27 protein-coding genes are annotated in these 23,758 nt (G+C 58.3%); 9 read left to right on the plus strand and 18 right to left on the minus strand.

Annotated elements, in window-relative coordinates:
* Positions 1–225: 225 nt before the first annotated feature.
* Genes AC3A5O_RS20630 through AC3A5O_RS20655 form a run of 6 tightly spaced genes read right to left on the minus strand, consistent with a single transcriptional unit; the run spans position 226 to position 6,175 of the window.
* Positions 226–1,968 (minus strand): ABC transporter substrate-binding protein, encoded by a 1,743-nt coding sequence (locus tag AC3A5O_RS20630; protein WP_122568455.1) that lies wholly within the window; start codon positions 1,966–1,968, stop codon positions 226–228.
* A 46-nt stretch (positions 1,969–2,014) separates the two neighbouring features.
* Positions 2,015–2,287, minus strand: a complete 273-nt coding sequence (locus AC3A5O_RS20635) for a DUF2160 domain-containing protein (RefSeq protein ID WP_053184018.1) — start codon at positions 2,285–2,287, stop codon at positions 2,015–2,017.
* A gap of 10 nt (positions 2,288–2,297) precedes the next feature.
* Positions 2,298–3,098 (minus strand): carbohydrate ABC transporter permease, encoded by an 801-nt coding sequence (locus tag AC3A5O_RS20640; protein ID WP_014337490.1) that lies wholly within the window; start codon positions 3,096–3,098, stop codon positions 2,298–2,300.
* Positions 3,099–3,108: 10 nt separating this feature from the next.
* The gene (locus AC3A5O_RS20645; protein ID WP_030142069.1) at positions 3,109–3,975 is read right to left on the minus strand and encodes a carbohydrate ABC transporter permease; all 867 of its coding nucleotides are present in this window, start codon (positions 3,973–3,975) and stop codon (positions 3,109–3,111) included.
* A complete protein-coding gene (locus tag AC3A5O_RS20650; protein WP_305467671.1) occupies positions 3,972–5,081 on the minus strand; it encodes an ABC transporter ATP-binding protein in 1,110 nt (369 codons plus the stop codon). Before AC3A5O_RS20650 ends, AC3A5O_RS20645 begins: the two co-directional genes overlap by 4 nt.
* The gene (locus AC3A5O_RS20655) at positions 5,081–6,175 is read right to left on the minus strand and encodes an ABC transporter ATP-binding protein (protein WP_122568453.1); all 1,095 of its coding nucleotides are present in this window, start codon (positions 6,173–6,175) and stop codon (positions 5,081–5,083) included. Before AC3A5O_RS20655 ends, AC3A5O_RS20650 begins: the two co-directional genes overlap by 1 nt.
* A 397-nt stretch (positions 6,176–6,572) precedes the next feature.
* Here AC3A5O_RS20655 and AC3A5O_RS20660 point away from each other — a divergent pair, with 397 nt between their 5' ends.
* Positions 6,573–8,417, plus strand: a complete 1,845-nt coding sequence (locus AC3A5O_RS20660; protein ID WP_305467673.1) for a sigma-54-dependent Fis family transcriptional regulator — start codon at positions 6,573–6,575, stop codon at positions 8,415–8,417.
* 232 nt (positions 8,418–8,649) lie between these two features.
* On the opposite strand, the gene AC3A5O_RS20665 is transcribed toward AC3A5O_RS20660, so the two are convergent.
* Positions 8,650–9,159, minus strand: coding sequence for an anti-virulence regulator CigR family protein (locus AC3A5O_RS20665; protein ID WP_122568451.1), 510 nt, complete (start codon positions 9,157–9,159; stop codon positions 8,650–8,652).
* A gap of 129 nt (positions 9,160–9,288) precedes the next feature.
* On the opposite strand from AC3A5O_RS20665, the gene AC3A5O_RS20670 reads away from it, so the two are divergent.
* Together AC3A5O_RS20670 and AC3A5O_RS20675 are read left to right on the plus strand one after the other, a co-directional pair.
* Positions 9,289–10,500: an MFS transporter gene (locus tag AC3A5O_RS20670; RefSeq protein WP_487753654.1), complete on the plus strand. Its 1,212-nt coding sequence runs from the start codon at positions 9,289–9,291 to the stop codon at positions 10,498–10,500.
* Between the two features lie 233 nt (positions 10,501–10,733).
* Complete coding sequence (locus AC3A5O_RS20675) at positions 10,734–10,940, plus strand: hypothetical protein (RefSeq protein ID WP_122568449.1); 207 nt, start codon at positions 10,734–10,736, stop codon at positions 10,938–10,940.
* Positions 10,941–10,993: 53 nt separating this feature from the next.
* Here the strand turns inward: AC3A5O_RS20675 and AC3A5O_RS20680 are convergent, their stop codons facing one another.
* The 4 genes from AC3A5O_RS20680 to AC3A5O_RS20695 all read right to left on the minus strand — a co-directional run bounded on the left by AC3A5O_RS20680 (position 10,994) and on the right by AC3A5O_RS20695 (position 14,038).
* On the minus strand, positions 10,994–11,302 hold the full coding sequence (locus AC3A5O_RS20680; RefSeq protein WP_122568448.1) for an AzlD family protein: 309 nt from the start codon (positions 11,300–11,302) through the stop codon (positions 10,994–10,996).
* The gene (locus AC3A5O_RS20685; protein WP_122568447.1) at positions 11,299–12,009 is read right to left on the minus strand and encodes an AzlC family ABC transporter permease; all 711 of its coding nucleotides are present in this window, start codon (positions 12,007–12,009) and stop codon (positions 11,299–11,301) included. The genes AC3A5O_RS20680 and AC3A5O_RS20685 overlap by 4 nt, the downstream gene beginning before the upstream one ends.
* A gap of 174 nt (positions 12,010–12,183) precedes the next feature.
* Positions 12,184–12,948, minus strand: coding sequence for a sulfite exporter TauE/SafE family protein (locus AC3A5O_RS20690; RefSeq protein ID WP_487753655.1), 765 nt, complete (start codon positions 12,946–12,948; stop codon positions 12,184–12,186).
* Positions 12,949–12,952: 4 nt separating this feature from the next.
* A complete protein-coding gene (locus AC3A5O_RS20695) occupies positions 12,953–14,038 on the minus strand; it encodes a TauD/TfdA family dioxygenase (RefSeq protein WP_305467678.1) in 1,086 nt (361 codons plus the stop codon).
* Positions 14,039–14,147: 109 nt separating this feature from the next.
* On the opposite strand from AC3A5O_RS20695, the gene AC3A5O_RS20700 reads away from it, so the two are divergent.
* Positions 14,148–15,062: a LysR family transcriptional regulator gene (locus AC3A5O_RS20700; protein WP_122568444.1), complete on the plus strand. Its 915-nt coding sequence runs from the start codon at positions 14,148–14,150 to the stop codon at positions 15,060–15,062.
* 239 nt (positions 15,063–15,301) lie between these two features.
* A complete protein-coding gene (locus AC3A5O_RS20705; RefSeq protein WP_305481856.1) occupies positions 15,302–15,730 on the plus strand; it encodes a DUF2628 domain-containing protein in 429 nt (142 codons plus the stop codon).
* Positions 15,731–15,823: 93 nt separating this feature from the next.
* On the opposite strand, the gene AC3A5O_RS20710 is transcribed toward AC3A5O_RS20705, so the two are convergent.
* Positions 15,824–15,976, minus strand: coding sequence for a hypothetical protein (locus AC3A5O_RS20710; protein ID WP_305467683.1), 153 nt, complete (start codon positions 15,974–15,976; stop codon positions 15,824–15,826).
* Between the two features lie 266 nt (positions 15,977–16,242).
* Between AC3A5O_RS20710 and AC3A5O_RS20715 the strand changes: the two genes are divergently transcribed.
* Complete coding sequence (locus AC3A5O_RS20715) at positions 16,243–17,019, plus strand: APH(3')-II family aminoglycoside O-phosphotransferase (RefSeq protein ID WP_122568535.1); 777 nt, start codon at positions 16,243–16,245, stop codon at positions 17,017–17,019.
* A gap of 811 nt (positions 17,020–17,830) precedes the next feature.
* On the opposite strand, the gene AC3A5O_RS20720 is transcribed toward AC3A5O_RS20715, so the two are convergent.
* The 3 genes from AC3A5O_RS20720 to AC3A5O_RS20730 all read right to left on the minus strand — a co-directional run bounded on the left by AC3A5O_RS20720 (position 17,831) and on the right by AC3A5O_RS20730 (position 19,548).
* Positions 17,831–18,502 (minus strand): hypothetical protein, encoded by a 672-nt coding sequence (locus tag AC3A5O_RS20720; RefSeq protein WP_122568441.1) that lies wholly within the window; start codon positions 18,500–18,502, stop codon positions 17,831–17,833.
* 217 nt (positions 18,503–18,719) lie between these two features.
* Positions 18,720–19,088: a hypothetical protein gene (locus tag AC3A5O_RS20725; RefSeq protein ID WP_305467685.1), complete on the minus strand. Its 369-nt coding sequence runs from the start codon at positions 19,086–19,088 to the stop codon at positions 18,720–18,722.
* A 49-nt stretch (positions 19,089–19,137) separates the two neighbouring features.
* Positions 19,138–19,548 (minus strand): hypothetical protein, encoded by a 411-nt coding sequence (locus tag AC3A5O_RS20730; protein ID WP_122568440.1) that lies wholly within the window; start codon positions 19,546–19,548, stop codon positions 19,138–19,140.
* Between the two features lie 181 nt (positions 19,549–19,729).
* Between AC3A5O_RS20730 and AC3A5O_RS20735 the strand changes: the two genes are divergently transcribed.
* Positions 19,730–20,173: a hypothetical protein gene (locus AC3A5O_RS20735; protein WP_305467687.1), complete on the plus strand. Its 444-nt coding sequence runs from the start codon at positions 19,730–19,732 to the stop codon at positions 20,171–20,173.
* Between the two features lie 30 nt (positions 20,174–20,203).
* On the opposite strand, the gene AC3A5O_RS20740 is transcribed toward AC3A5O_RS20735, so the two are convergent.
* Entirely contained in the window at positions 20,204–20,653 is a 450-nt protein-coding gene (locus AC3A5O_RS20740) for a PACE efflux transporter (RefSeq protein ID WP_122568438.1), read from the minus strand.
* A gap of 107 nt (positions 20,654–20,760) precedes the next feature.
* On the opposite strand from AC3A5O_RS20740, the gene AC3A5O_RS20745 reads away from it, so the two are divergent.
* Positions 20,761–21,699, plus strand: coding sequence for a LysR substrate-binding domain-containing protein (locus AC3A5O_RS20745; protein ID WP_122568437.1), 939 nt, complete (start codon positions 20,761–20,763; stop codon positions 21,697–21,699).
* Positions 21,700–21,789: 90 nt separating this feature from the next.
* Here the strand turns inward: AC3A5O_RS20745 and AC3A5O_RS20750 are convergent, their stop codons facing one another.
* Both AC3A5O_RS20750 and AC3A5O_RS20755 read right to left on the minus strand, forming a co-directional pair.
* Positions 21,790–22,002, minus strand: coding sequence for a hypothetical protein (locus AC3A5O_RS20750; RefSeq protein ID WP_122568436.1), 213 nt, complete (start codon positions 22,000–22,002; stop codon positions 21,790–21,792).
* Positions 22,003–22,159: 157 nt separating this feature from the next.
* Positions 22,160–22,666, minus strand: a complete 507-nt coding sequence (locus tag AC3A5O_RS20755; protein ID WP_305481857.1) for a P-loop nucleotide/nucleoside kinase family protein — start codon at positions 22,664–22,666, stop codon at positions 22,160–22,162.
* A gap of 209 nt (positions 22,667–22,875) precedes the next feature.
* Here AC3A5O_RS20755 and AC3A5O_RS20760 point away from each other — a divergent pair, with 209 nt between their 5' ends.
* Positions 22,876–23,733: an AraC family transcriptional regulator gene (locus tag AC3A5O_RS20760; RefSeq protein WP_487753656.1), complete on the plus strand. Its 858-nt coding sequence runs from the start codon at positions 22,876–22,878 to the stop codon at positions 23,731–23,733.
* Positions 23,734–23,758 lie beyond the last annotated feature (25 nt).

Genomic DNA, 23,758 nt, shown 5'->3' on the forward strand with positions numbered 1-23,758 from the left:
CTTGCCCGCGATGGCGGCGGTACATTCAGCCTCCCAGTGACAGATACACCGCTTTCGCGAGCAAGCCCGCTCCCACAGGGGGCCAGGGGGTACACAACCTCTATGCTCGCCACAAAACCCTGTGGGAGCCGAGCTTGCTCGCGATGGCGGCGGGTCTGTCTGCCGCGGTAAGCCCAGACAAAAAAACGGCACCTTTCGGTGCCGTTCGTTTTCACACTCGGGGCTTTACTTGCGTGCCGCCTCCCATGATTTCAACAGCTCGGTGTAGCTCACGGTTTCGCCTTTAGGCTTCTCGTTCGCCAGTTTCGGCTTCGGTGCGCCCGGCTGATCGAACCAGTATTGCGCGTCGCGCTCAGGGTTCATCTTAGGTGCGCAAGTGGCTTGGGCCTTGGAGCGTTCCAGACGGGTCATGATCGCGTCCTGATCCTTGGCCAAACCGTCGAGGGCCTGCTGCGGGGTCTTCTCGCCACTGGCGGCTTCGGCGATGTGGCTCCACCACAGTTGCGCCAGGCGTGGGTAGTCCGGCACGTTGGTCCCGGTCGGGGTCCATTGCACGCGGGCCGGGCTGCGGTAGAACTCCACCAGGCCACCGAGTTTCGGCGCCAGGTCGGTCAGCGCCTGGGAGTTGATGTCCGACTCACGAATCGGCGTCAGGCCCACGATGGTCTTCTTCAGCGACACGGTCTTGGACGTCACGAACTGCGCATAGAGCCAGGCCGCGAGTTTTTGCTTCTCAGGCGTGGACTTCATGAACGTCCAGGAACCCACGTCCTGATACCCCAGCTTCATGCCCTCTTCCCAATACGGACCGCGTGGCGAAGGTGCCATGCGCCATTTCGGCGTGCCATCGGCGTTCATCACCGGCAGGCCCGGCTTGGTCATGTCGGCAGTGAAAGCGGTGTACCAGAAGATCTGCTGGGCGATGTTGCCCTGGGACGGCACCGGACCGGACTCGGAGAAGGTCATGCCCGCCGCTTCCGGTGGCGCGTATTTCTTCATCCAGTCCACGTATTTGGTGGTGGCGAACACGGCCGCGGGACCGTTGGTGTCGCCGCCACGGGTCACGCTGGAACCGACCGGATGGCAGTCTTCGACGCGAATGCCCCACTCGTCCACCGGCAAACCGTTGGGCAGGCCCTTGTCGCCGCCACCGGCCATGGAGAACCAGGCATCGGTAAAGCGCCAGCCCAGGGACGGGTCTTTCTTGCCGTAGTCCATGTGACCGTAGACGCGCTTGCCGTCGATCTCCTTGACGTCTTCGGAGAAGAACTTGGCGATGTCTTCATAAGCCGACCAGTTCACCGGCACACCCAACTCGTAGCCGTACTTCTCCTTGAACTTGGCCTTCAGGTCCGCACGCTCGAACCAGTCGGCGCGGAACCAGTACAAGTTGGCGAATTGCTGGTCAGGCAGTTGATAGATCTTGCCGTCCGGCGCGGTGGTGAAGGAAATGCCGATGAAATCCTTCAGGTCGAGGGTCGGCGAGGTGTAATCCTTGCCTTCATTGGCCATCAGGTCAGTGATCGATTCGGTCTTGCCGTAGCGGAAATGCGTACCGATCAAGTCCGAGTCGTTGACCCAGCCGTCATAGATATTCTTGTCCGATTGCATCTGGGTCTGCAGCTTCTCCACCACGTCGCCTTCCTGGAGCAGGTCGTGGGTCAGCTGGATCCCAGTGATTTCGCTGAAGGCCTTGGCCAGCACTTTGGATTCATATTCGTGGGTGGCGATGGTTTCCGACACCACGTTGATTTTCATCCCGCGAAACGGCTGGGCGGCCTTGATGAACCACTTGAGTTCTTCGAGCTGCTGCTCGGCTGTCAGGGTCGACGGCTTGAATTCACTGCCGATCCATTTTTTAGCGGCGTCTTCATAGGCGTCGGCCCAGGCCGTAGCGCTCAGCCCGCTGAGTGCCAGCATGGCTGCCAATGAAACGCTATGTCGCAGCTTATTGTTTTTATCGAACATAGAGACCTCCTGTTTGGGTTTAAGAGCTTTCGTCGAACCTTTGCGACTAGCCCCACCGCATCACTGCCAACAGCCACACCCAAGACAACGCGAACGCTATCCAGATGCTCCAGTCGGTGGCGCCGATCACCAGCAGATGCAGGTAGGCGCTACCGAGAAGACCGATAAACAACCGATCGCCACGGGTGGTGGCAATCGGCAGGAAACCGCGCCGAGGGATGCTCGGCGAACGCAGTTCCCAGGTGGTCATGCCCGCCAGCAGCAAGGCGATGACCGCAAAAAAAGCCGCCGTCGGGCCGGTCCAGTTCATCCATTCCATCATCGACTCCTCAGACCCGGCCCAGGGCAAAGCCCTTGGCCACGTGGTTGCGAACGAACCAGATCACCAGCATGCCCGGCAGGATGGTCAACACCCCCGCCGCCGCCAGCACACCCCAGTCGATACCGGACGCCGACACCGTGCGGGTCATGACCGCCGCGATCGGCTTGGCATTCACCGAGGTGAGCGTGCGCGCCAGCAACAGTTCGACCCAGGAAAACATGAAGCAGAAAAATGCCGTGACACCGATGCCGGAGCCGATCAACGGAATGAAGATCTTGGCGAAGAACTTGGGGAAACTGTAGCCGTCAATGTAGGCGGTCTCGTCAATTTCTTTCGGCACCCCGGACATGAACCCTTCGAGGATCCACACCGCCAGCGGCACGTTGAACAGACAGTGGGCCAGGGCCACGGCGATATGGGTGTCGAACAGCCCAATCGACGAGTACAGCTGGAAGAACGGCAACAGGAACACCGCCGGTGGCGCCATGCGGTTGGTCAGCAGCCAGAAGAACAGGTGCTTGTCCCCCAGGAACCGATAGCGGGAGAACGCATAGGCCGCCGGCAGCGCGACGCCCAGGGAAATCACCGTGTTCAGGCTCACGTAGTACAGCGAGTTCAGGTAACCGGTGTACCAGCTCGGGTCGGTGAAGATCACCTTGTAGTTGTGGAAGGTGAAATCGTGCGGCCACAGGGTCAGGCCGCCAAGGATCTCGGTGTTGCTCTTGAACGACATGTTCAGCAGCCAGTAGATCGGCACCAGCAGGAACAGAATGTAGATCAGCAACGGAATCAGCTTTCTCTTGCTCATCGTGCGGGCCTCAACGGTTGGCGTCGGAGTGCGTCATGGCGGTGTAGAACAGCCAGGACACCAACAGAATGATCAGGAAATACACCAGGGAAAACGCCGCCGCCGGGCCCAGGTCGAATTGGCCGATTGCCATCTGCGTCAGGGTCTGGCTGAGGAACGTGGTGGCGTTGCCCGGGCCGCCGCCGGTGAGTACGAACGGCTCGGTGTAGATCATGAAGCTGTCCATGAAGCGCAGCATCACGGCGATCAGCAGCACGCTCTTCATCTTCGGCAACTGGATGTGACGGAACACTGCCCAGTTCGATGCCCGGTCGATCCGCGCGGCCTGGTAGTACACGTCGGGAATTGCCCGCAGCCCCGAATAGCACAGCAGCGCCACCAACGACGTCCAGTGCCAGACGTCCATCACCAGCACGGTGACCCAGGCGTCCATGGTGTTGGCCGCATAGTTGTAGTTGATGCCCAGACCGTTGAGGGTCGAGCCCAGCAAACCGATGTCGGCGCGGCCGAAGATCTGCCAGATGGTGCCCACCACGTTCCACGGGATCAGCAGCGGAATGGCGAGGATGATCAGCACCAGGGACGACCATTTGCCCTTGGTCGGCATGGTCAGGGCGATGGCGATGCCCAAGGGAATCTCAATCAGCAGCACGCACGCCGAGTAGATGAACTGGCGCAGCAACGAGTCGTGCAAACGTGGATCGAGCAGCACCTGCTTGTACCAGTCGGCGCCGACGAAGTAGCGGCTGGACTGGTCGAAGATGTCCTGCACCGAATAGTTGACCACGGTCATCATCGGGATCACGGCGCTGAAAGCCACCAGCAGGAACACCGGCAACACCAGCCACCAGGCCTTGTTGTTCTGCACCTTGTTCATGGCTGCACCTCGCTCAACGGTTCCAGCAAATACTCATCGGCATAGACCATCAGCCATTGGGCCGGAAAACTGATATACGCCGTGCCTTCTGGCACCGGCTTGTCTTCGGCCAGGCGGACCTTCAGCGGTGCGCCATCGAGGTTGAGGGTCAGGATCTTGTAGGTGCCCAGGTCTTCGACGTGAACCACGTCAGCCCGCATCGCGTCGTCGTAAGGGCCATCCCAGACATGCACGAACTCGGGACGGATACCGACCTTCAGGCTTTTGCCTTCGGCTTCGGCGACCCGACGTTGCAAGGCGTCCGACAGCGGCAAGTGAGTCGAGGCGAAACCGACGCCACCGGGCTGCGCCGTGACCTCGATCAGGTTCATCCCCGGGCTGCCGATGAAGTAGCCGACAAAGGTGTGGCTCGGGCGCTCGAACAAATCCCGAGGCGTGCCGAACTGCACGATCTGGCCGCCGTACATCACCGCGATCTTGTCGGCGAACGTCGAGGCTTCCAACTGGTCGTGGGTGACGTAGACCATGGTGATGTTGAACTGCTCATGGATCTGCTTGAGCTTGCGCCGCAGTTTCCATTTCAGGTGCGGGTCGATCACCGTCAGCGGTTCGTCGAACAGGATCGCCGACACATCGTCGCGCACCAGCCCGCGGCCCATGGAGACTTTCTGCTTCTCATCGGCGGTGAGGTTGCGGGCTTTTTTGTCCAGCAGGTTCTGCAGGTCCAGGACCTCGGCGATTTCCTGCACCTTGGTGTGGATCCGCGCTTCGGCCATGCCCTGGTTGCGCAGCGGGAACGCCAGGTTGTCGAACACCGTCATGGTGTCGTACACCACCGGGAACTGGAACACCTGGGCGATGTTGCGGTGTTCCGGGGTCAGGTCGTTGACGACTTTGCTGTCGAACATCACCTGCCCTTCGGAGGGGCTGAGCAAGCCGGAAATGATGTTGAGCAAGGTGGATTTGCCGCAACCCGAAGGCCCGAGCAGCGCATAGGCGCCGCCCTGCTCCCAGATGTGGTTCATCTCGCGGATCGCGTAGTCCTCGGGGCCCGCCGGGGTACTGGTGTAGCTGTGGGCGAGGTTCTGCAAACGAATTTCGGCCATCAGGCAACCCTCGCGATACGCTGGCCAGGGGCTTGGACCAACTTGCCCTGGGCGTCGAAGACAAACAGTTTATGGGTCGGAATGTAGATGCGAATCGGCGTGTCCACGTCGTACTCATGCACCCCTGGCAAGTGCAGCACCAGCAGGAAATGCTCGTTGCGCACGTGCAGGAACGTCTCCGAGCCGCTGATCTCGGCCACCTCGACGGTCACCGCCAGTTCGAGGTCGTCATCGTTGCTCGGCACCAGGGAAATATGGCTGGGGCGCACGCCGAAGCGGAACTCACCCTCGCCCACCGGGCGCAGGTCGACGTTTAACGGAAAGTGGACAAAGTTGGCGAAGCTGACTTCATTGCCGGCGATACGCCCTGGCATGAGGTTGATCGGTGGTTCGGAAAACAACTCGGCGGCCAACACGGTTTGTGGCTGGTGATAGACCGAGGACGACTTGCCGCTCTGAATCACCCGACCCTCATGCAGGATCGTCGTGGTGCCGCCCAAAGCCAGCGCTTCGTTAGGCTCGGTGGTGGCGTAGACGGCGATGGTGTGGCGGGCCTGGAACAGCTCGCGCATTTCCTGACGCAGCTCTTCACGCAGCTTGTAGTCCAGGTTCACCAGTGGCTCGTCGAACAGAATCAGCTCGGCGTCCTTGACCAGCGCCCGGGCCATGGCCGTGCGCTGCTGCTGGCCGCCGGACAATTCCAGTGGATGACGCTTGAGGAATTTCTCGATCCGCAACATTTTTGCGGTTTCCAGGACCTTGCTCTGGATGACCTCTTCGGACACCCCGCCCTGGCGCAACGGCGAGGCGATGTTTTCGAAAACGGTCATGGTCGGGTAGTTGATGAACTGCTGGTAAACCATCGACACGTTGCGCAACCGCACCGGGCGGTTGGTGACATCGACGCCGTTCATCAGGATGCGGCCGCTGTCGGGCTTGTCCAGACCGGCCATCAGGCGCATGAGGCTGGTCTTGCCGGACAGCGTGCGGCCCAACAGGACGTTGAAGGATCCGGGTTCGAAACTCAGATTGGCATCGTCGATCCAGGTCTGGCCTTCGACGGTGCGACAGATGTGCTCAAGCTTTAATGACATGGCTCGGCCTTTTTATTATTTGGAGTCAAGCGACCCGAATCTAAAAGCGAAAGCCGTGCCAGAAATCAAAAGCCTTTGATCTTATTGGTTTTTTATAAAATCCTTCAGAAAAATACGTTCGTTGATGAACACAAGTGAACAACCATGACTGAACAACTGAACAATTCGCGGGTTGACAATGAACAATTTTGAACAACACTGAATAGGACCTGTGGGAGCGAGCTTGCTCGCGATAGCGGTGGGTCAGTTGAATCAATGTGACTGATCCACCGCTATCGCGAGCAAGCTCGCTCCCACAGGATCGGTGCATATTAAGTAGTGCCTGGATCTGCCCCAGCACAAGGAGTCTGTGCGAGACTTGCCACAACAATAAAAACAGCTCCTGCGAGAGTGCCCCATGGCCGCACCAGCTCCTGCCTTGTCCCACGAGGCCATCATCCAGGCCTCCTGGTCCCGTTGCCGCGCCTTTGGCCTGAATCACCAGAGCGTGCCGGCCTTCGATCAGTTGCCCGCCCAAGGCATCGCCCAATTGCTGGAGAGCCAGCATTCGCTGGTGCAGACCACTCATCAGGAGGTCTTGCCGTATTACGAGAACATCCTGAGCAACTCCAACTGCTTGATCATGCTGGCCGACAACCAGGGCCAGGTGCTGACCTCCTGGGGCACCCAGCGCTTCATCGAGCCGAAACTGGCCCATGGCTTCAGCGCCGGGGCGAGCTGGATGGAGCGCTGTACCGGCACCAACGCCATCGGCACCGCGCTGGCCTGCGAACAGGCGGTGCACATCGAACACGATGAACACTTCCTCAAGGCCAACCGCTTCATGACCGGCTCCGCCGCGCCGATCTTCGATGCCGAGCGCAAGGTCATCGCCGTGCTGGACGTCTCCAGCGACAGCTACCTGCCGCCGTCCCACACCCTGGGCATGGTCAAGATGATGAGCCAGACCGTGGAGAACCGGCTGATCCTCAACCTGTTTCGCGGTGAACACTTCCAGTTGACGTTCAATACCGGCTTGAACAACCTCGACAGCCAGTGGGCCGGGCTGCTGATCTTCGACGAGAGCGGCCAGGTCCTGTCCGCCAACCGCCGGGCCGACAACCTGCTGGGCCTGAGCCTGTCACGGGTGAGTATCGAAAGCCTGTTCAAGGTCTCGCTGCTGGAACTGCTGAACCAACCCGACGGCCTGCCGTTCGCCCTGCAAGCGTCCGGCAGCAATCGATTCCAGTGCTTGCTCAGGCGCCCGAGCCAGGTGTCTATCAGGGCCCGCGTCTTCACCGAGGCGACGCCTGCGCCAGCGCCCGCCAGCAATGCCATCAGCCTCAACACCCTGCACTTCGGTGACAGCCGTGTGGAGAAAGCCGTGCGCCAGGCCGAGCGTTTGCTGGAGAAGGACATTCCGCTGCTGATCCATGGCGAGACCGGCGTCGGCAAGGAAGTGTTCGTCAAAGCCCTGCACCAGGCCAGTTCGCGCTGCAAACAGCCGTTCATTGCCGTCAACTGCGCCGCGATCCCCGCCGAGTTGGTGGAATCGGAACTGTTCGGTTATGAAAAAGGCGCGTTCACCGGCGCCAACCAGAAAGGCAGCATAGGCCTGATCCGCAAGGCCGACCGCGGTACGCTGTTCCTCGACGAAATCGGCGACATGCCCCTGCCGACCCAGGCCCGACTGCTGCGGGTCCTGCAGGAGCGTTGCGTGCAACCGGTGGGCAGCGCCGAGCTGTTCCCGGTGGACATCCGCATCATCTCCGCCACCAACCGCTCGCTGCGTGAACAGGTGCAGTTGGGGCGGTTTCGCGAAGATCTGTACTACCGCATCGGCGGCCTGACCCTGGAGCTGCCGCCCCTGCGCGAACGCAGCGACAAGCAGGCGCTGTTCAAACGCCTGTGGGAACACCACCGCGAACCGACCCAATGGGCCGGCCTGAGCCGTGAGGTGCTGGACCTGTTCGAACGTCATCCGTGGCCGGGCAACCTGCGACAGGTCAGCAGCGTGCTGCAAGTGGCCTTGGCGATGGCCGAGGAACAGCCGATCCGCCCGGAGCACCTGCCCGATGATTTTTTTGTCGACCTGGAAATGGAACCGGTGGAAACACCAGAGCCGCTGACCGTGGACCTCAACGATGCCGAAGACCTGAACCGTCAATTGCAGGCAGTGGGCGGCAATATTTCCCACCTGGCGCGCCGACTGGGGGTCAGCCGCAACACCTTGTACAAGCGCCTGCGACAACTCGAAAGCTGATACAAGACCTGTGGGAGCAGGCTCGCTCCCACAGGGGATTTGTGGTGAATGCCGATGGCTTGACACCCGTGACAACTGTGGGAGCGAGCTTGCTCGCGATGGCGTCTTGTCAGTCACTTCATCATCGGCTGAACTGACGCTATCGCGAGCAAGCTCGCTCCCACAGGAGGTTCGTTTCACTGACGGGCACCACTCCGAAGAGGCCACCCTTTACTTTTATTGAAGCACCAGGTCAGTCGAACGCGCCATTGAGCACTTCATAGATGATGCCAGTGGCGATCGCCACCAGGATCAGGTCCGTGCCAACCTGCTGCCATTCATAACCGTCATAGTGCGGCAACCGCCCCAGCAACCGGCCGTCGAGCTTCTTGGCGATGCCAGGTGGCAACGGTTTGCCGCGGGCGAGGTTTTTCTGGATGCCCGGCGGCAATGCCGGACCGGGGCTCCAATAATCGCGATAGCCACCAATCACACCCAAAATACCGCCACGGTCGATGCTCGGACCGTTATGCCAATCGCCGCCACCGCCTTGGTTTCCCTTGCCGCCCTGATTGCCCTTGTTACCGGGGTTTCCTTGACCGCCCTTGTTGCCCTGCCCGCCTTTACCTCCCTGTCCATGACCGGGGCCTTGATCGAATTGAGCGTTTCCCTTGCCGTTGCCCGGGTCTGCGACAACAATGCCAGGGCCCGCCACCAGGGCGAAACAGGTCACTGCAGCAATCAACGAGCGCGATTTGAACATGGCAGTTCTCTCAAAAAAGGGATGTCCCCTGTAAAGATATAGAGACTCACCGTGATATTAGTTCCATATCACACTGCGCGCCGCGTGCCTGAACCGGATAACACCAGAACACAACAATCAAGGAGCGCCATGCGCAAGGATTACCTGGCTTTTTTCGCCTCGATGTTCCTCTCCCGGTTGGCCGACCAGATCTTGCTGTTCATCGTCCCGCTGATTGTTTTCCAAACCACTAACAGCGTCGCCTGGGCAGGCCTGGCCTTTTTCGTCGAATCCTTGCCACGCTATTTGGCGTTCCCGATCTGCGGCGCACTGTGCGACAAGTTCCCGCCGATTCGCATCCTGCACATCAGCCAGGTCTATCGCGCCGTGGCCTGCGGCGTGGCGGTCGTGCTGTATGGCGTCTTCGGCGGCATCTATTGGATCGTGGCGCTCTCGGCCCTCTGCGGCGTGTTGACCACCCAGGGCATCATGGCCCGCGAAGTGTTGATGCCTTACATCTTCAAGCACTACACCTACACCAAGACCCTGTCCTACTCGCAAATCGCCGACCAGACCGGCTTGGTACTCGGCCCACTGATCGCTGCACTGCTGCTGGAGGTGTGGGCATGGCACTGGGTGGTGCTGGCGATTGCCGGGCTGTTCCTGCTGGCGGACCTGGCCATGGGGTACTGGCAACGCACCAGCTCGGTCACCCTGGAAACCTTCGAGCAACATCACGACCTCTGGCTGAACCCGCTGCGCGTTGCCTTCGGTCACATTCGCAACCTGGCGGAACTGAAAAAAATTATCAGCCTGGCGGTGGGCGTCAACCTGATCATCGGTGTCACCCTCGCCACGTCGGCGGCCATGGTCATCGGCCACTACGGCGCTGGCAAGGATGATTACGCCGGGTTGCAGGCGGCCGGTGCGGTGACCACCATCGTCATCCTGTTTATCCTGGCCCGGGTGACCTTGCCGTTGAAACTGCTGGGGGCCCTCTCCTACACGCTGATCGCCGTCGGCGCCTTCATCACCGCCCTCAGCCCGAACACAGGGGGCTACGTCGTCGGTTTCTTGCTGATCGTCGGTTTCGACAAAATGTTCAACGTCTACTTCCGCACCCTGCGCCAACAAGTCATTCCACCCCAGGACTTCGGCAAGACCGTCGGCGTCATCACGCTGCTTAACAACCTGTCGCAACCGCTCGCAGGCCTGCTCGTCGCGGTGCTGGCCGCGCCTGTTGGGACGCAAAAAGTGATTCTGCTGCTGGCGGTTGCCACCAGCCTGATCGGAATCGCAGTGGGCGTGCTGAACAGGCATTCAATACATGCATCCAGCGTCTACAACACCGAAACCGACTGACCCAGTCCGAGGGTCGGTTTGTATTATCAGTGACTTATTGTTGAGGCATGGTTGAAACGTTGGCAGCGTCGAGGTACGTCTGCCTCGCCATTCGTCAGCTGTCAAATGGCGTTACCACCCAGCGGCCCTGTCTGGCTCAGGGCTTGCACTGGTCTGTCTCAGCAGCCAAGAACGACGTAATTCTGACGCGGCGGCAAATTAATCAATGCTTGGTCAGCAAACGGAGATGTACCGTGTCAACTCTCAACGAAATCGCAGCGAACCACGCGAGAATGGCAAAGTTAAAGGAAGAAGAGTCGATGCGGCTGAGCGCGCTTCAGGGCCAGGTGGTGGGGAGTTTTGAAATTCCACCCATCGAGGCGCCACAGGAAATGTCGCTGCACTTCATGACGGGTGTACAGGATCACTCGTTTGGGGACGCATCTGCGCTGAGTTTTTGACCTGGGTGTTGAGGAGGCCCCGTCGCCCGTTTGTAAGCGGGCGACTTGGCCGTTCAGAACTGTCTGGCTAAAGCTGCTGCAAGTATGCCGGCCGCAATGGCTGGCAGCGGTTTTTTCAATGTCAACATGACGATTGCCGTGGTCAGCAAAGCCAGGCGTGCGCCGTTGTCACCTTTAACCGCCAGCGGAGCCAGCACCGCCACCAGCACCGAACCGGACATGGCCGTGATGAACTGCTGCACCCGATAGTTGATCGGCACGAACGACATCACGAAAACACCGCCCCACCGAGTCGCCAATGTCACCGCGGCCATTATCAAGATGATCAGCAAGGTGCCATAACCCGCCGTTTCGATGTTCATTGTTGTTTCTCCATCCATAGTGCACCCAGAACGCCTCCCGCCAAAGCCCCCACTACGACATGACTGTTCGCCGGCAAATACCAGTAGGCCAACAGCGATGAGCAGGCCGCCACGGTCCAGATGATGAACATGCGCAGGTTCTTTTTCCCGCCGACAACCATCGCCAACAAGAAACAGCCCATCACCATATCGAGCCCGAAACTGACCGGGTTCTCGATGGCGCTGCCAAAATGAAGCCCCAGCCAACTGCCCAGGATCCAAGCGACCCAGAGTGCAATGCCGCCGCCGAATAAAAGCCCGAGCCCCGGCTTGCCCCGACTGAACGCCTGCATCGCCATTGCCCAGTTGGCGTCCGACACAACCAGCATCACACCGTAGCGTTTGGCAACGGGCAACTCCCGCAGCCAGGGGTAAAGCGTCGCGCCCATCAACAAGTGCCGGGCGTTGATGGCGAAGACCGTGATCATCAGCGGAACGACCGGAACTTGCTGTCCCCACAGATCCAGCGCGGCAAATTGAGAAGCGCCGGCAAAAACCAGGGTGCTCATGAGCACAGCGGACGTATCACTCAAGCCCGTTTGCGCAGCCGCCAGGCCGAAAGCAACGCCGAACACGACGACGAAAAGAGAGATGGGGATCAGTTGCTTGAAACCGTCGTAGATGTGATTCAACGTCAGCGCGTGCAGGTGGGATTCAACATTCGACAAAACAGGGCCTCTTCTGAATATCTGCGGTGCAAAAACCGAGAGTATGGGGCTGAATCTGCTTGTCGAACACTTTTTGGCGGGTCAATGGGCAACTCAACCCGCCGAGCCTTAGAGATTGCGCGTGGCAAACCGCCAAAGTGGGTAAACGTCAAATCCTTGCATAGTCCTTCCAGATCAGCCTTGGAGGATCAGGTCATAGGACAGCTTGCTGATCAGGATCACCAGCAGCACCAGGAACAGCGCGCGGACAAAGGGCACTCCCTTGCGCACCGCCAGCCAGGTGCCAGTCAGCGCGCCGAGGATATTGAACAGCGCCATCGGCAGCGCTACCAAGTAGAGAACGTTGCCGCTCGGTATAAAGAACAGCAGCGCTGCGACATTGGTGGCGATATTCACCAGCTTGGCCGATGCCGAGGCGTGCAGGAAGTCGAAGGCGAAGCAGCGAATGAACAGGAAGATCAGGAAGCTGCCGGTGCCCGGTCCGAACAAACCGTCGTAGAAGCCGATGGCACCACCGACCAGTACCGCCAGCAGCTTCTCCTTGGTGCCGATGTGCATGGGCTTGTGCAGGCTGCCGAAGTCCTTTTTCCAGAAGGTGTAGATCGCCATCAGCATGATTAGCACCAATACCGCCGGGCGCATCAGTGCCTGCGGCACGACCGATACCGTCGCCGCGCCAGCGAAGGCCATGACAAAAGCCGCGCCGGCGGCAGGAACTACCAGGCTCCAGTCGATCACCACCTTGCGCACGAACGAGCGTGCGGCAAAGGCCGTGCCGCAGGCCGCCGCGACCTTGTTGGTTCCGAGCAGGGCGGCGGGCTGGGCGCTGGGTAGCACATTGAACAGTGCCGGGATCTGGATCAGGCCGCCGCCGCCGACGGCCGCATCGATCAGACCGGCGGCGAAGGCGAAGACACATAGCAGGACGATATCGAACATTGAATCAGGCTCTGGCGATAAAGGGGTGGGTGGTTGAGATCGGGAGCAGACGCTTGCGGTCGTTGACGCCGAAGACCCGCAGCATCCAGCGGTCCAGACCGTCGTAGCGCGGCGCGAAGCCATCGCGCGCGTGCAAGGTCTGCTGGTTCTTGAAGATCAGCATGTCGCCGGGCTGCAGCAGTACCGAGCGGACCACGTCAGGGTGACTGGCGGCGGCGGCGAACAGTTGCAGGGCCAGTCGCGAGTGCTCGCAGTGAGCGCTGACGCTGGCCATGTTGTAGCGACAGTGCAGGCCGCCGCTGCTGGGCCGGTAGAGCAGCGGGACATGTTCCAGGACCTTGCCCTGGTGGTCGAACGAGTCCGGCCGGCGTACCGAAAAGCTCGGGCGCAGCAGCTCCTGCTCGACGAAGTCCGGCAGCATGTTGAGCACGTCGGCAATCGCGACGATCCGTGTCGGCACCGTCAGTTCGCAGCGCAAGCCGGTCAGGCTCAGGTACTCGGGACAGGCGGACAACTGCTGCACGGCCTCGCAGCTGAGCGGCAGGTGTGGGTTGTCGACATGCATGCCCAGGTCCAGGAGCGAGCCGTAAGAACTCTTCTCGGTTTCCCGCTGCTGCCTGGGCGAGACATGGCGAAATACGCTGTCCTCGCTCTCTCCCTGGTAACCCACCGGGCAGGTGCCGAGCACGGCGAGTACCGCGAGGATCGCCCCTGCGACCACCGGCAGTTCGGCAATATCCGGGTCGCCGCCGTAGGGCGTCGCCGGCAACTGCGCATCGACCGGCAGGCCACGGATCACCAGCGCCACCTCGTCGCAGTGCTGGAAGTCACGCAGCAAGCGGGATTTTTCCGGAGCCAGCAGTTGTTCCAGGCAGCGTCCGAGGGCCGGCATCTGCCGCAGGCCGCAGGCGCTGTCGCCGATTGCGAAATGCTTGAGTTCGGCGTGGAGTTTTCTTTTTTCTTCGTAGGAAATCTGTAATTCGACCAAAGGCAGTTCTGTCGAGAGGGGGGCTTTTGGCACCAGCCATTCGTGGGTCGCTTCGCCCGCAAGGGCGGTTGCTTTTCTAAGTGTTTCATCCAGCGTTGACATATCCATCGCTCCTATTTAGCTACGTCCTTGTGGTGAGAGCGGGAAGGCTAACGGAAGGGGCTTTTTTGTGTTGCAATGTCATATTGTGAAAAGTGCAATGAGGTGGCCGATGGCACTGGATATGTTGGCTGATCTTGAAGCCTTTGCGACGGTGGCCCGCAAGCGCAGCTTTGTCGTCGCAGCCCGGAGCCTGGGGCGCTCCCCTAGCTCGCTGACCCGCGCCATTCAAGGGCTGGAAGAACGTAGCGGGGTCAAGCTGTTCAATCGCTCGGCCAATGCCGTGACGCTGACCGAGGCCGGCGAGCGGCTACTGCCCCACTCCTACAGAATGCTCGATCTGCAACGTGAGGCGGACGAGGATCTGGCCGGGCTCAACGGCCTGGCCACCGGCTGGATCCGCTTTTCCGCACCGGAATCCTTGGCCCACACAGTGGTCCCCGGGTTGATCGCCCAGTACAGCCAGCGTTATCCCGATGTCAGCGTGGATGTGATCTTCACCGATGCAGCGGTCGATCCGGTCAAGGGCAAGCTGGACTTTTCGATTCGCGGCGCCTTTCCACAATCCAGCGACCTGATCGGCTACCCGCTGTGGAGCTATTCGCGCTACCTCTACGCCAGCCCTGGCTATCTGGAGCGATGCGGGCTGCCAGCGTCCATCGAGGCGCTGGAACAGCACGCATTGATCCTGCACACGGCGCCGCGGATTCTCAAGGAATGGAATTTTCGTGGGCCGGGCCAGGCCGGCAGCTTTCGCGTGCACCCCAAGTTTCGTTTCAGTTCCGGCGCGGCGGTGTTCCAGGCTGCGCTGGCCGGTGCCGGGATTGCCCGTCTGGCCGACTGGCTGGCGGAGCCGGAAGTGGCGGCGGGACGCCTGGCGCGGGTGTTTCCCGAGTACAAGCTGACCTCCAGCACGGGTGAAGACCCGCGCATGCATGCGGTCTATCCAGCCGGCAACCTGCCGTTGCGGGTCAAGAACCTGCTGGACATGATCCGTGTCTACGGTGACAGCGTCAGTCGCTCCTGAAGCTCGGCCGGCGCCCCCCAATTGAAAAAATAGAGTGAAGCACGTCACAGACCAGACGACCGCTCAAGCGGGCCAGTGCGGAATGTTCCACACCAAGGGCCATAAAACGGCAAAATAAGCACTTCAGGGACTCATTCGAGCCCTTCGTCAAAGATCAAAGCAATCAATGCGCTAGAAACAGAGCACAGGATTTCTTGGAAGAAAGAAAAGTTACTTATGGAAAGCAGGAGCCTTGCAAAATGAGCACGACTGAACAAGTACAAAGCACCGGTAAATACAGCGCCAAATGGCAGGAGCGCTTCGACTTCTTTGACACCTACGGTGCGCCAAACGACCCGCGCTACAAGGAAGCCGTCAAGACGTTGCCTGGCGTCAAGAAGAAGATCCTCATCAACGCCAACGTGATTGCGTTTTTCTTCGGCCCTATCTACCTGTTCGTCCTGGGTCTGTGGAAGAAAAACCTGGCCCTGTTTGGTATTTTTCTGGCGATCCACATCGCATTGAGCGTGATTTTCGCCATCATCGGCATGGAGTTTCCTCGGCCATTGAGCACTGGCCTGAGCATCGCCATGTCGATGATGTATGCACTCATGGCCAACTACGCGTACTACCTCAAGGAAGTGAAAGGCGAGCAAGGCTGGAACCCGTTCAAAGGCATGCGTCTCTGATTGCAGGCTTGGGTCATCAACAGCCCGCGCCTCGTCATGAGTGTGCGGGCTTGTTGTTTCTGAAGGTGGAATTTGAGCAAAATCAGCCGATGCTCAACTATCCCGATGACCTAAATGTTGTTTTTTTACACCATCCCTAGCCTTTCGCTCGAAATAGGCATGAACAAACCACAAAGCCAGGGCAAACCCGGCAAAGCCAAAAATGAAGAGCAACACTTCTATTGCAGTACCTTCATGAGAAAACATTGTGCTCACCTCGTCCTTAAGTGGGTGGACCGAAAATCGCCACGCTCGAAATCTCTCGTAACAATCCGAACATTTTCAGGGTAGTCGTCATCAACCTGCGTGACAACCCTTTATCCCCGTACAACCCCCGGTCTAGACCAGTCGCCGACCAATGACACCCTGCCCCGGCGGGCCAATGTGTGGTTTCATAACGGTCGGTCCAGACCCTCCAAGGAGCTGTGGTGAACACCAAGGACGAATCCACCACCACCCCGCTACACGAAGAAATGATCGCGAAACTCCCGAGCAGCTGGCGGCAGCGCTTCAAGCATCACAGCTGGCAGCAAATGACCGTCGGCTGTTCGGATGCCGCAGTCTTTCGCCTGAATGCTTTCGGCGCACCCGCCCTGTTCATCAAGACAGAACCCGCCGGACCGTTAAGCGAGCTACGCGACGAAGCGGCTAGACTGCGTTGGCTGGCCTCTACCGGCACCCCTTGCGCCCATGTCCTCGATGAAGCCCACGACACGGACAGGGACTGGCTGTTGTTAAGCGCGGTGCCGGGGGTTGACCTGCTGTCGGCCCCCATCGACGCGGTGGTCAAGGTCAACATCATGGCCGACGCCCTGCGCCAACTCCATCAACTCGACCCGGTCGATTGCCCCTTCGACCATAGCCCCAGCCATCGCATTGCCAAGGCCCGAGCCCGAATGGAAGCCGGGCTTGTCGATCAGGAGGAATTGGACGAAGAGCACCAGGGACTCGCCCCCGACTTACTCTTTGAAAAATTGCTAAACCGCCAACCAGCCGAACAAAACCTCGTCGTGACCCACGGCGACGCTTGCCTGCCCAATATCATTGTCGACAACGGTCGTTTTACGGGTTTCATTGATTGCGGTCGGCTGGGCGTTGCGGATCGATATCAGGACCTGGCGTTGACAACTCGGGACATTGCCGAGGAACTGGGAGAACAATGGGTAGCGCCATTTCTGCGGCGATACGCAGTGCTGGAAGTCGATCAGGACCGAATTTATTTTTATCGGCTTCTGGATGAGTTCTTCTAGCACCTGTAACAAGGGGGGCGGATTTATTTCCCAGGCAGTCTCAACTGATCCAAGCAAAACCGCTCTCCCTTCAAGAAACGCGTCAGCACAGCACTAGAATCCATCCCCTTTTATTTCCGGTCTACGCATTCGATTGGAATCGGCTAATGACCATCGGGACCGCTAGTGCTGACGCTAGATACAGCCCACGCCAGACGCAATGCAGAGGTTTATAAACTCTTCTGATCAATCCCAGCCCATCCGAGCGATTGAGAAAACGACTCGTCCAAGACTACCTCCTGGGTCGGAGATACGTTTTTATCGATACCAATCGTCCTGAATCTTAAAACGCTGCCCTGGAGCATCTGTTTAAGAATTGCCTTGGCTCTGTCCCCTCCAGTCACTGCGCAACCACCCAATATTTTGTGAATATTCAAACCCTGCGCCTGGGCTTGCCTTGTGAGCTCCGAACGTGGCCTCAACACATATTCCAGAGATGGCTTCCCCAAGATCATAGGGGTCTCCTGAGACGAGATTGTCCATACCTCGTTCTGATCAATCCATATTTGAGCCGTTACGATCGGAATCCGAACATCTCCATTGGACATCAGTCCGACGTAGATCTCTTCGCCCTCTTTACGTACAACTGGAAATATGTTCGAAGTATTAAGAAACGAGTTACCCGCTGTGTAATTTCCAGTTGTGACAATCAAACTGGTTCTTTTGGGGAATACTTCACTCTCACTGGATATCTTCCAGGCGGGCCCCGTCGTGCACCCGCTCAGAATCGCGATTGCGAACGCAACGACCACAGTCCGTATCATGCTGTCTCCTAAACCCAATTGTCGTAGCGATTAAGCAGAATATTATCCATCTGCCTGAGGCTGATTTCCCGGCCAAGTTCCTCTTCAAACAGGCTACGAACGCGTATGTAGAAGCCTACGTAGGTCGCGTAGTTTTTTGACATGCCCGCCGTGGTCGGAGCGAAAACCAGCCCCTCCTCATCCACGATCCACTTCAGCGCTTCCCTGGCTCGCGAATCAACCATTGGAAACAACGTCGGATAATGAAAATGCAAATACTTCGAAGCGAAGCTGCTCGCGTCCTTGTTCGTGACGGCACTGATGGCCTCGCAGAGCCGGGAATGCACCTTATCCACGGCGGTACAGACAGATCCGGCCAGCCTTTCCCCGACTGGAAGAAGGGACGCTTCCAACCCTACGTCTGAGCTGCAAATAGATTTAGCCAACCGCGAATAGAAGCCTCCTGTGGAGCCCTCATAGCCATCCTCCTCATCCTTGGTGCGGCGCTCGACCGATGCCGCCAGACTGCGACCGATGATCAGCGCCTTTGAAGCCACCTGCGCATGATCGGTATGGCTGGGATTTTCTCGCACGAAGCTGTAGAGCGCTTTGTTGGCTGGTATGAATATGCCACACCCCTGGTCCGTGCCGATGAACTCGTCAGTCAAGTAATGGCGTTTTTCCTTTTGTAAAAATTGCATGCGCCTCTCCTTAGGTGAGCGCTAATCATGCCACTTAATCGCCACTATCTGGGAGAACTGCGGCCTTCGCCCGAGCTGTTTGCGCTCCTACCACTCGAACAGACCATCAAGAGGGAAATGCGCAAAAACCACGATTAAAGTTTACCTATAATCGTGGTCTGTTCAGGTTTGCCCTGTTCACGCCAATTTTCAATTGCAAACGCGTTGAGCTATTGACCTATTCAACGGCCGAACGGCTGTTGCGCCAGAACAGGTACGCCAACCCAACCGGTGCTACGAAAATCGCGAACGACCAGCACATGGCCATGGTGAAAACCTTCACGATCAGCATGAACAGTGCGTTCACGAAAAAAACATTGTTGCCCATGATGTAGCCGACAACGCTTTCGTAGACGAATCGAGAATACGGATATAGTAATGTGTTGATGATCGCCAATACGATCAGCCCAGGCTTCGCGTCGATTCCACCAGGGCCGTTGGCCGCCAGAGAGATGATCATCACGGTGAACACCAGCCCAAAAAGAAACTGGCGGATGTAGTAGCTGGTCGTAAGACCGCCAAAAGTCTTGGCGAAAAATGAGTGCATAAGAGATCCCTCTAGAATGCTGATTTAAACGAGGTGCCCAAAAATGGGTTCAACCGCGAATGCGGCGCTCTGTGAAGTCATAATCTTCCTGGCAATCGCCGGAAGGGTCTGACGCCACACTGACGTAATGCACCGTGTCGGCATCGATCAACTTGTACGTATAGACATCTGGCATACGCACGCCATCGGTTCTCAATTCGTTCTTGCCATTGGCAGCTGACCAGGTGCCATGTTCGGCTTGAATCGGCTGAGTCTGCTGGGCATCCCGGAAAAAGGTGATGGTGAAACGACCGTCGGGCTTGAAGTCATTTTTCCAGGAGAGGAACTGGCATTTGCCGTTTTCTGTCCGCAGGCCTTTCCATGAACCAATCAAGGATGGATCATTGGCCGGCTTGTTGGCGGCGCAGCCACCGAGAGTGGCAGCCAGGATGACAAGAGCCAGGGAGAAACTCCGTTTCACGTAATACTTCCTTATTCAAATGAAATGCAGCGCGTTGCGAATACCCCGCGTCGAGCCAAATTGTAACGACTTTCGGCCAGGAATGGCTCGCCTGGTGAACGGTCCCTGGCTCTGATGTAAGCAAGGGCGTCCTTGGAGTAGCCTTTGCCAGACGATGACTTTTATACAGCAGGGAGAGCTGATGAAATTCCACCCACTTCGATTAGAAGCTCGAGACTTGAGCCTGGCCCTTTTTGCCGTCAGCCTCATGCTGCCAGCCATCAACACGCGAAACGAAGTATGGGAATTTGAGAGCGTCACCTACGGCTACGAAGCTCTTTGCTTCGGGTTTCTAGCACTACTGGGTGATAGTGCTGCTTGGTTGGCCAATCCCTTCTTCATCGTGGCATTTTTCTCACACAAGAGTGCGAGACGACGCCTGATCAGCGCCTTGTGCGCCACCCTCCTCGGTCTATCGTCGTACCTGTACACGAGCATGTGGAATGATGGAGACGGACGAGTGACCGTCACGGGCTACAGCTACGGATTCTACGTATGGCTGTCCTCTTTTTTATGGCTGGTGCTATTAGCGACTCGAAAAACCATAAGAGAGAGCCAGGCAGGTGCCTGCCTGGATCCCCGATAACGTTTCGCCAGGGCAAATCATGCGCCTGCCTCAGCGGGCGCTAGAGACAGAACCCTGATCAGCCTGCGCCGAAAGCGGAACATCAAACACTCGATCGAACACCCATTGAAAAACCAGCGCGTAAAAAAAGAAAAATACGAACAGCCCCAGATTAGTCACCAGCGCCAGCCACAAGCTGATGCCCAACCAGGCCCCAATCACCGGGGTAAGAATCAACGTCAAGCCGCCTTCAAATCCCAGGGAGTGAAGCAACCGTCGCTGCCAGTTGCGCTGACGGCTGGGTTGGCGGCGCTCCCACCACTCGAACAGACCGTTGAAAAGCATATTCCAGGCCAGCGCGACGGCAGAAATCACCAGCGACAGCAGGGTTGAATAGCCCATCCCTTGTTCGTAGGTCAGTGCCAGCGCCGGTGCCACGAACAGCACACCGCCGGCTTCGTAGAGGATGGCCTGGAGGATTTTACGGGGCGTGCCTTGCATCGGCAGGTTCCTTAAGAGGGGGTTGGGAGACCACAGCCTGGCAAGTTGAGCCCCTGCGCACAATTGAGCTAAATTGAGCCACGCTCAACCTGAGTAACCTACCCGCCATGTTCGCCAAACTGCCCCTCACCGCCTTGCGCGGCTTCGAGTCCGCCGCACGGCTGGGCAGCTTCAAGGCGGCGGCCCAGGAACTGAACATCAGCCCGGCGGCGATCTCCCATCAGGTCAAAAGCCTTGAAGCCTTCCTTGGCGTGCGTCTGTTCGAGCGCTCCAGCCAAAACGTGCGCCTGAGCGCCGACGGCGAGCGCCTTCACCCTTACATGCACCGCGCTCTGCTCGATATCCAGCAGGGTCTGCAAATACTGTCGCCATCGTGTACCGCGCAGTCCCTGGTGGTGAGCACAACGCCAGCGTTCGCCAGCCTGTGGCTGATACCCCGACTCGGGGACTTTCATCGGTTGCACCCGGAGATCGACGTCAGCCTGCACAGCAGCAACGACGTGGTCGACCTGCGACGAGACGCCAGCATCGACCTGGCAATCCGCGCCCTGTTCAGGCCGGACCCACAGCTGTTCGAACAGCCTTTGCTGGATGAGCACTTCGGCGTTTACTGCCGCCCCGGGTGGCAACCGCCCACAGCGAGCTCACCTATCGAACTGATCGACGTGCCGTGGCTGAGTAGCGCGAACGTAGCGGTTGACTGGCCGGCATGGTGCGCCAAGGCCGACACCCTCGACTGGCTGGAGAACGCGCGTTTCCGGCGTTATGACGAAGAGCAGCATGCCCTGCAGGCGGCAATCGCCGGGCACGGGCTGGTGCTCGCCAGCAATGTGCTGGTTGCTGAGGCTGTTGCGAATGGGCAGTTGGTTGATTATCGCCCTGAGGTCCGCTTGGCGGGTGCGCGGTATACGGTGGTGTGCGTGCCGGGGCGGGAGCGGCAGGTGGAGGTGCGGGTGTTTAGTGAGTGGTTGTTGGGGCGGCGCATCGCAGAACCGGATGCGCCTGCCCGCCTCACCCCGAACCAAGAAGGGAAATCTATCCCCTGAATCTGTGGCCGTACGAGCCTAACTGATCCCTGTAGCCTCTTCCGTACAGAAGAACAACGAAGCTCGATCCGCCCTCTTCCTTCCGCGCCCTCAGGGAAGAGGCGGATTCGCCGAGAAATTCGTAGGGATATTGAGAAAGGCATGCCAAGCATCTACAGCGTCATGATGCCGCTGGGTAGCATCCTCCCAAGAAGGACCGGATACCTCTTTCGCAGAAACCAGCATCATCATTTTTATCGTTGCGGCATCCAGCTCTTTGAGAAGCTCATGGGATGTGGCCCTGAATTCTTCGAACGACGTCATTCCATTTACCTCGGGCGGTGTTCACCGCCATTGGGGAATACATATTCCTCGATGAGTTGAGTCCCCCGGGCGGCAGTAATTCCAAAGGGTCGGACCGCCGGTCAATTCTTTACGAGGCGATGCTCACAACCTGCTGGGGTCTGTCCTTGGAATTGCGCTACTCATTAGGCAGGAATCGGTTGATGATCATCGAGACCGCTTGCATTGAAGAGACCAGGGCTGTGTCTACGCAAAACGGAACTTCATCCCACGGCTCATATTCATGATCCAGTACAGACTGCCAGGTGGGTGGCGTCAGCCCAGGAATGTCACCTCTCCTGGTTTCTACCCGGCACTGATGTTCATGTTTATCGGAGCAGATCACTTGGATATTTGCCAACCGACTACCCGCCCGTGAGGCAACTTCGCTCCACGCGATTCGGCTTTCGAGGACGGGATTGACACAATCAACGATGACTGTGCGACCCAAACGAAGATTACTCAGGGCGAGCTCATTGGCAACCATATAGCCACTGCGCCCCACATCGTGCGCAAGCGCGCCCGAGTTTCGAATCGCCTGCTCAATCGTATCGATCCGCAGATACACGGCGCCTGTTGTAGCGGCGAGATCATTGGCGATAGTCGTTTTTCCGGTGCCGGGAAGGCCGCTGAAGACGATGAGCATTCGGTGTCCTTCGATAAGTGAGTTAATCCAGTGTAGGCAGTAGCCTTATGACTCGTTCTTGATAGGCACCAATGAGCCTTCGTAAACCATAGCGAAGAGACGTGAGGGTCGTTCATACGCTCCAGCATGGAAAGCAGAAACCGCAAGAACGATCAAATGCTGTCCCCATTCATTTGATAACGTCGCTTCAGCATTCATGGAGATTCGTCATGCTGAGTATCGAAAGGGCCCTGTGGTACATCGAGTTGGAGCTGGGATCCCAACTCGATCTGGGACGTGTCGCGCGCCATTGCAACCTGTCTCCCTTTGCCTTGGCCCGTTTGTTTGCACTGTCGACGGGCTGGTCGGTGATGCGTTACATCCGCGCACGGCGTTTGAGCCAAGCAGCACTGACCTTGCGTCGAGGTGCGCCGGATATCCTGCAAGTAGCGCTGGATGCAGGCTACAGCTCCCATGAAGCTTTTACGCGCGCCTTCTGCGATCTGTTTGGCTTCACTCCGAAGCAGGTGCGTGGGCACGAGGACGTACATCTCTCGCTGGTGGAGCCATTACGTATGAAAGAAAGGAAGCTCACAACACTCTCTGAACCTCGCTTTGAAACGAAAGCAGCATTTTTCATCGCAGGTCTGGGGGAGCGTTTTACCTTCGATAAGAACGAAGGCATCGTCGGCTTATGGCAAGCGTTCTCCCCCTACTTGGGACAGGTACCCGATCAGGTAAACAACTGGAGCTATGGCTTGTGCTGCAATCCTGAACTGGACGGTAGTTTTGAGTACATTGCTGGCACAGAGGTGTCCTGCGTCGACGCTCTGCCTCCGGCTTTTCGGTATTTCAGGGTGCCACGGCAAGACTATGTGGTGTTTCGACACCAAGGCCATATCTCGACGATCCATCAGACGTTCTTCACCATTTTCAATCACTGGTTGCCTGAATCCGAATACGAACTTGCCGACGCGCCTGAGTTCGAGCAGTACAGTCCGGATTTCGAACCTTCCCGAGGGACGGGTTACGTGGACGTGTGGATACCGCTTGCAAAACGCCAAGCATCCCATGCCATGGACTCATGAATCAGACCACTCAGCATGGAGCCTG

The organism is Pseudomonas sp. Soil_N_39 (assembly GCF_057655955.1).

Bases quoted from the DNA above. Each gene is read 5' to 3' on its own strand.
- AC3A5O_RS20750 (WP_122568436.1), bottom strand. From the start codon at position 22,002: ATGACGTCGTTCGAAGAATTCAGGGCCACATCCCATGAGCTTCTCAAA.
- AC3A5O_RS20740 (WP_122568438.1), bottom strand. From the start codon at position 20,653: ATGCAAGGCACGCCCCGTAAAATCCTCCAGGCCATCCTCTACGAAGCC.
- AC3A5O_RS20670 (WP_487753654.1), top strand. From the start codon at position 9,289: ATGCGCAAGGATTACCTGGCTTTTTTCGCCTCGATGTTCCTCTCCCGG.
- AC3A5O_RS20715 (WP_122568535.1), top strand. From the start codon at position 16,243: ATGATCGCGAAACTCCCGAGCAGCTGGCGGCAGCGCTTCAAGCATCAC.
- AC3A5O_RS20690 (WP_487753655.1), bottom strand. From the start codon at position 12,948: ATGTTCGATATCGTCCTGCTATGTGTCTTCGCCTTCGCCGCCGGTCTG.
- AC3A5O_RS20665 (WP_122568451.1), bottom strand. From the start codon at position 9,159: ATGTTCAAATCGCGCTCGTTGATTGCTGCAGTGACCTGTTTCGCCCTG.
- AC3A5O_RS20695 (WP_305467678.1), bottom strand. From the start codon at position 14,038: ATGTCAACGCTGGATGAAACACTTAGAAAAGCAACCGCCCTTGCGGGC.
- AC3A5O_RS20700 (WP_122568444.1), top strand. From the start codon at position 14,148: ATGGCACTGGATATGTTGGCTGATCTTGAAGCCTTTGCGACGGTGGCC.
- AC3A5O_RS20725 (WP_305467685.1), bottom strand. From the start codon at position 19,088: ATGCACTCATTTTTCGCCAAGACTTTTGGCGGTCTTACGACCAGCTAC.
- AC3A5O_RS20745 (WP_122568437.1), top strand. From the start codon at position 20,761: ATGTTCGCCAAACTGCCCCTCACCGCCTTGCGCGGCTTCGAGTCCGCC.
- AC3A5O_RS20680 (WP_122568448.1), bottom strand. From the start codon at position 11,302: ATGAACATCGAAACGGCGGGTTATGGCACCTTGCTGATCATCTTGATA.
- AC3A5O_RS20760 (WP_487753656.1), top strand. From the start codon at position 22,876: ATGCTGAGTATCGAAAGGGCCCTGTGGTACATCGAGTTGGAGCTGGGA.
- AC3A5O_RS20660 (WP_305467673.1), top strand. From the start codon at position 6,573: ATGGCCGCACCAGCTCCTGCCTTGTCCCACGAGGCCATCATCCAGGCC.
- AC3A5O_RS20630 (WP_122568455.1), bottom strand. From the start codon at position 1,968: ATGTTCGATAAAAACAATAAGCTGCGACATAGCGTTTCATTGGCAGCC.
- AC3A5O_RS20735 (WP_305467687.1), top strand. From the start codon at position 19,730: ATGAAATTCCACCCACTTCGATTAGAAGCTCGAGACTTGAGCCTGGCC.
- AC3A5O_RS20635 (WP_053184018.1), bottom strand. From the start codon at position 2,287: ATGGAATGGATGAACTGGACCGGCCCGACGGCGGCTTTTTTTGCGGTC.
- AC3A5O_RS20655 (WP_122568453.1), bottom strand. From the start codon at position 6,175: ATGTCATTAAAGCTTGAGCACATCTGTCGCACCGTCGAAGGCCAGACC.
- AC3A5O_RS20650 (WP_305467671.1), bottom strand. From the start codon at position 5,081: ATGGCCGAAATTCGTTTGCAGAACCTCGCCCACAGCTACACCAGTACC.
- AC3A5O_RS20640 (WP_014337490.1), bottom strand. From the start codon at position 3,098: ATGAGCAAGAGAAAGCTGATTCCGTTGCTGATCTACATTCTGTTCCTG.
- AC3A5O_RS20645 (WP_030142069.1), bottom strand. From the start codon at position 3,975: ATGAACAAGGTGCAGAACAACAAGGCCTGGTGGCTGGTGTTGCCGGTG.
- AC3A5O_RS20710 (WP_305467683.1), bottom strand. From the start codon at position 15,976: ATGTTTTCTCATGAAGGTACTGCAATAGAAGTGTTGCTCTTCATTTTT.
- AC3A5O_RS20755 (WP_305481857.1), bottom strand. From the start codon at position 22,666: ATGCTCATCGTCTTCAGCGGCCTTCCCGGCACCGGAAAAACGACTATC.
- AC3A5O_RS20720 (WP_122568441.1), bottom strand. From the start codon at position 18,502: ATGCAATTTTTACAAAAGGAAAAACGCCATTACTTGACTGACGAGTTC.
- AC3A5O_RS20705 (WP_305481856.1), top strand. From the start codon at position 15,302: ATGAGCACGACTGAACAAGTACAAAGCACCGGTAAATACAGCGCCAAA.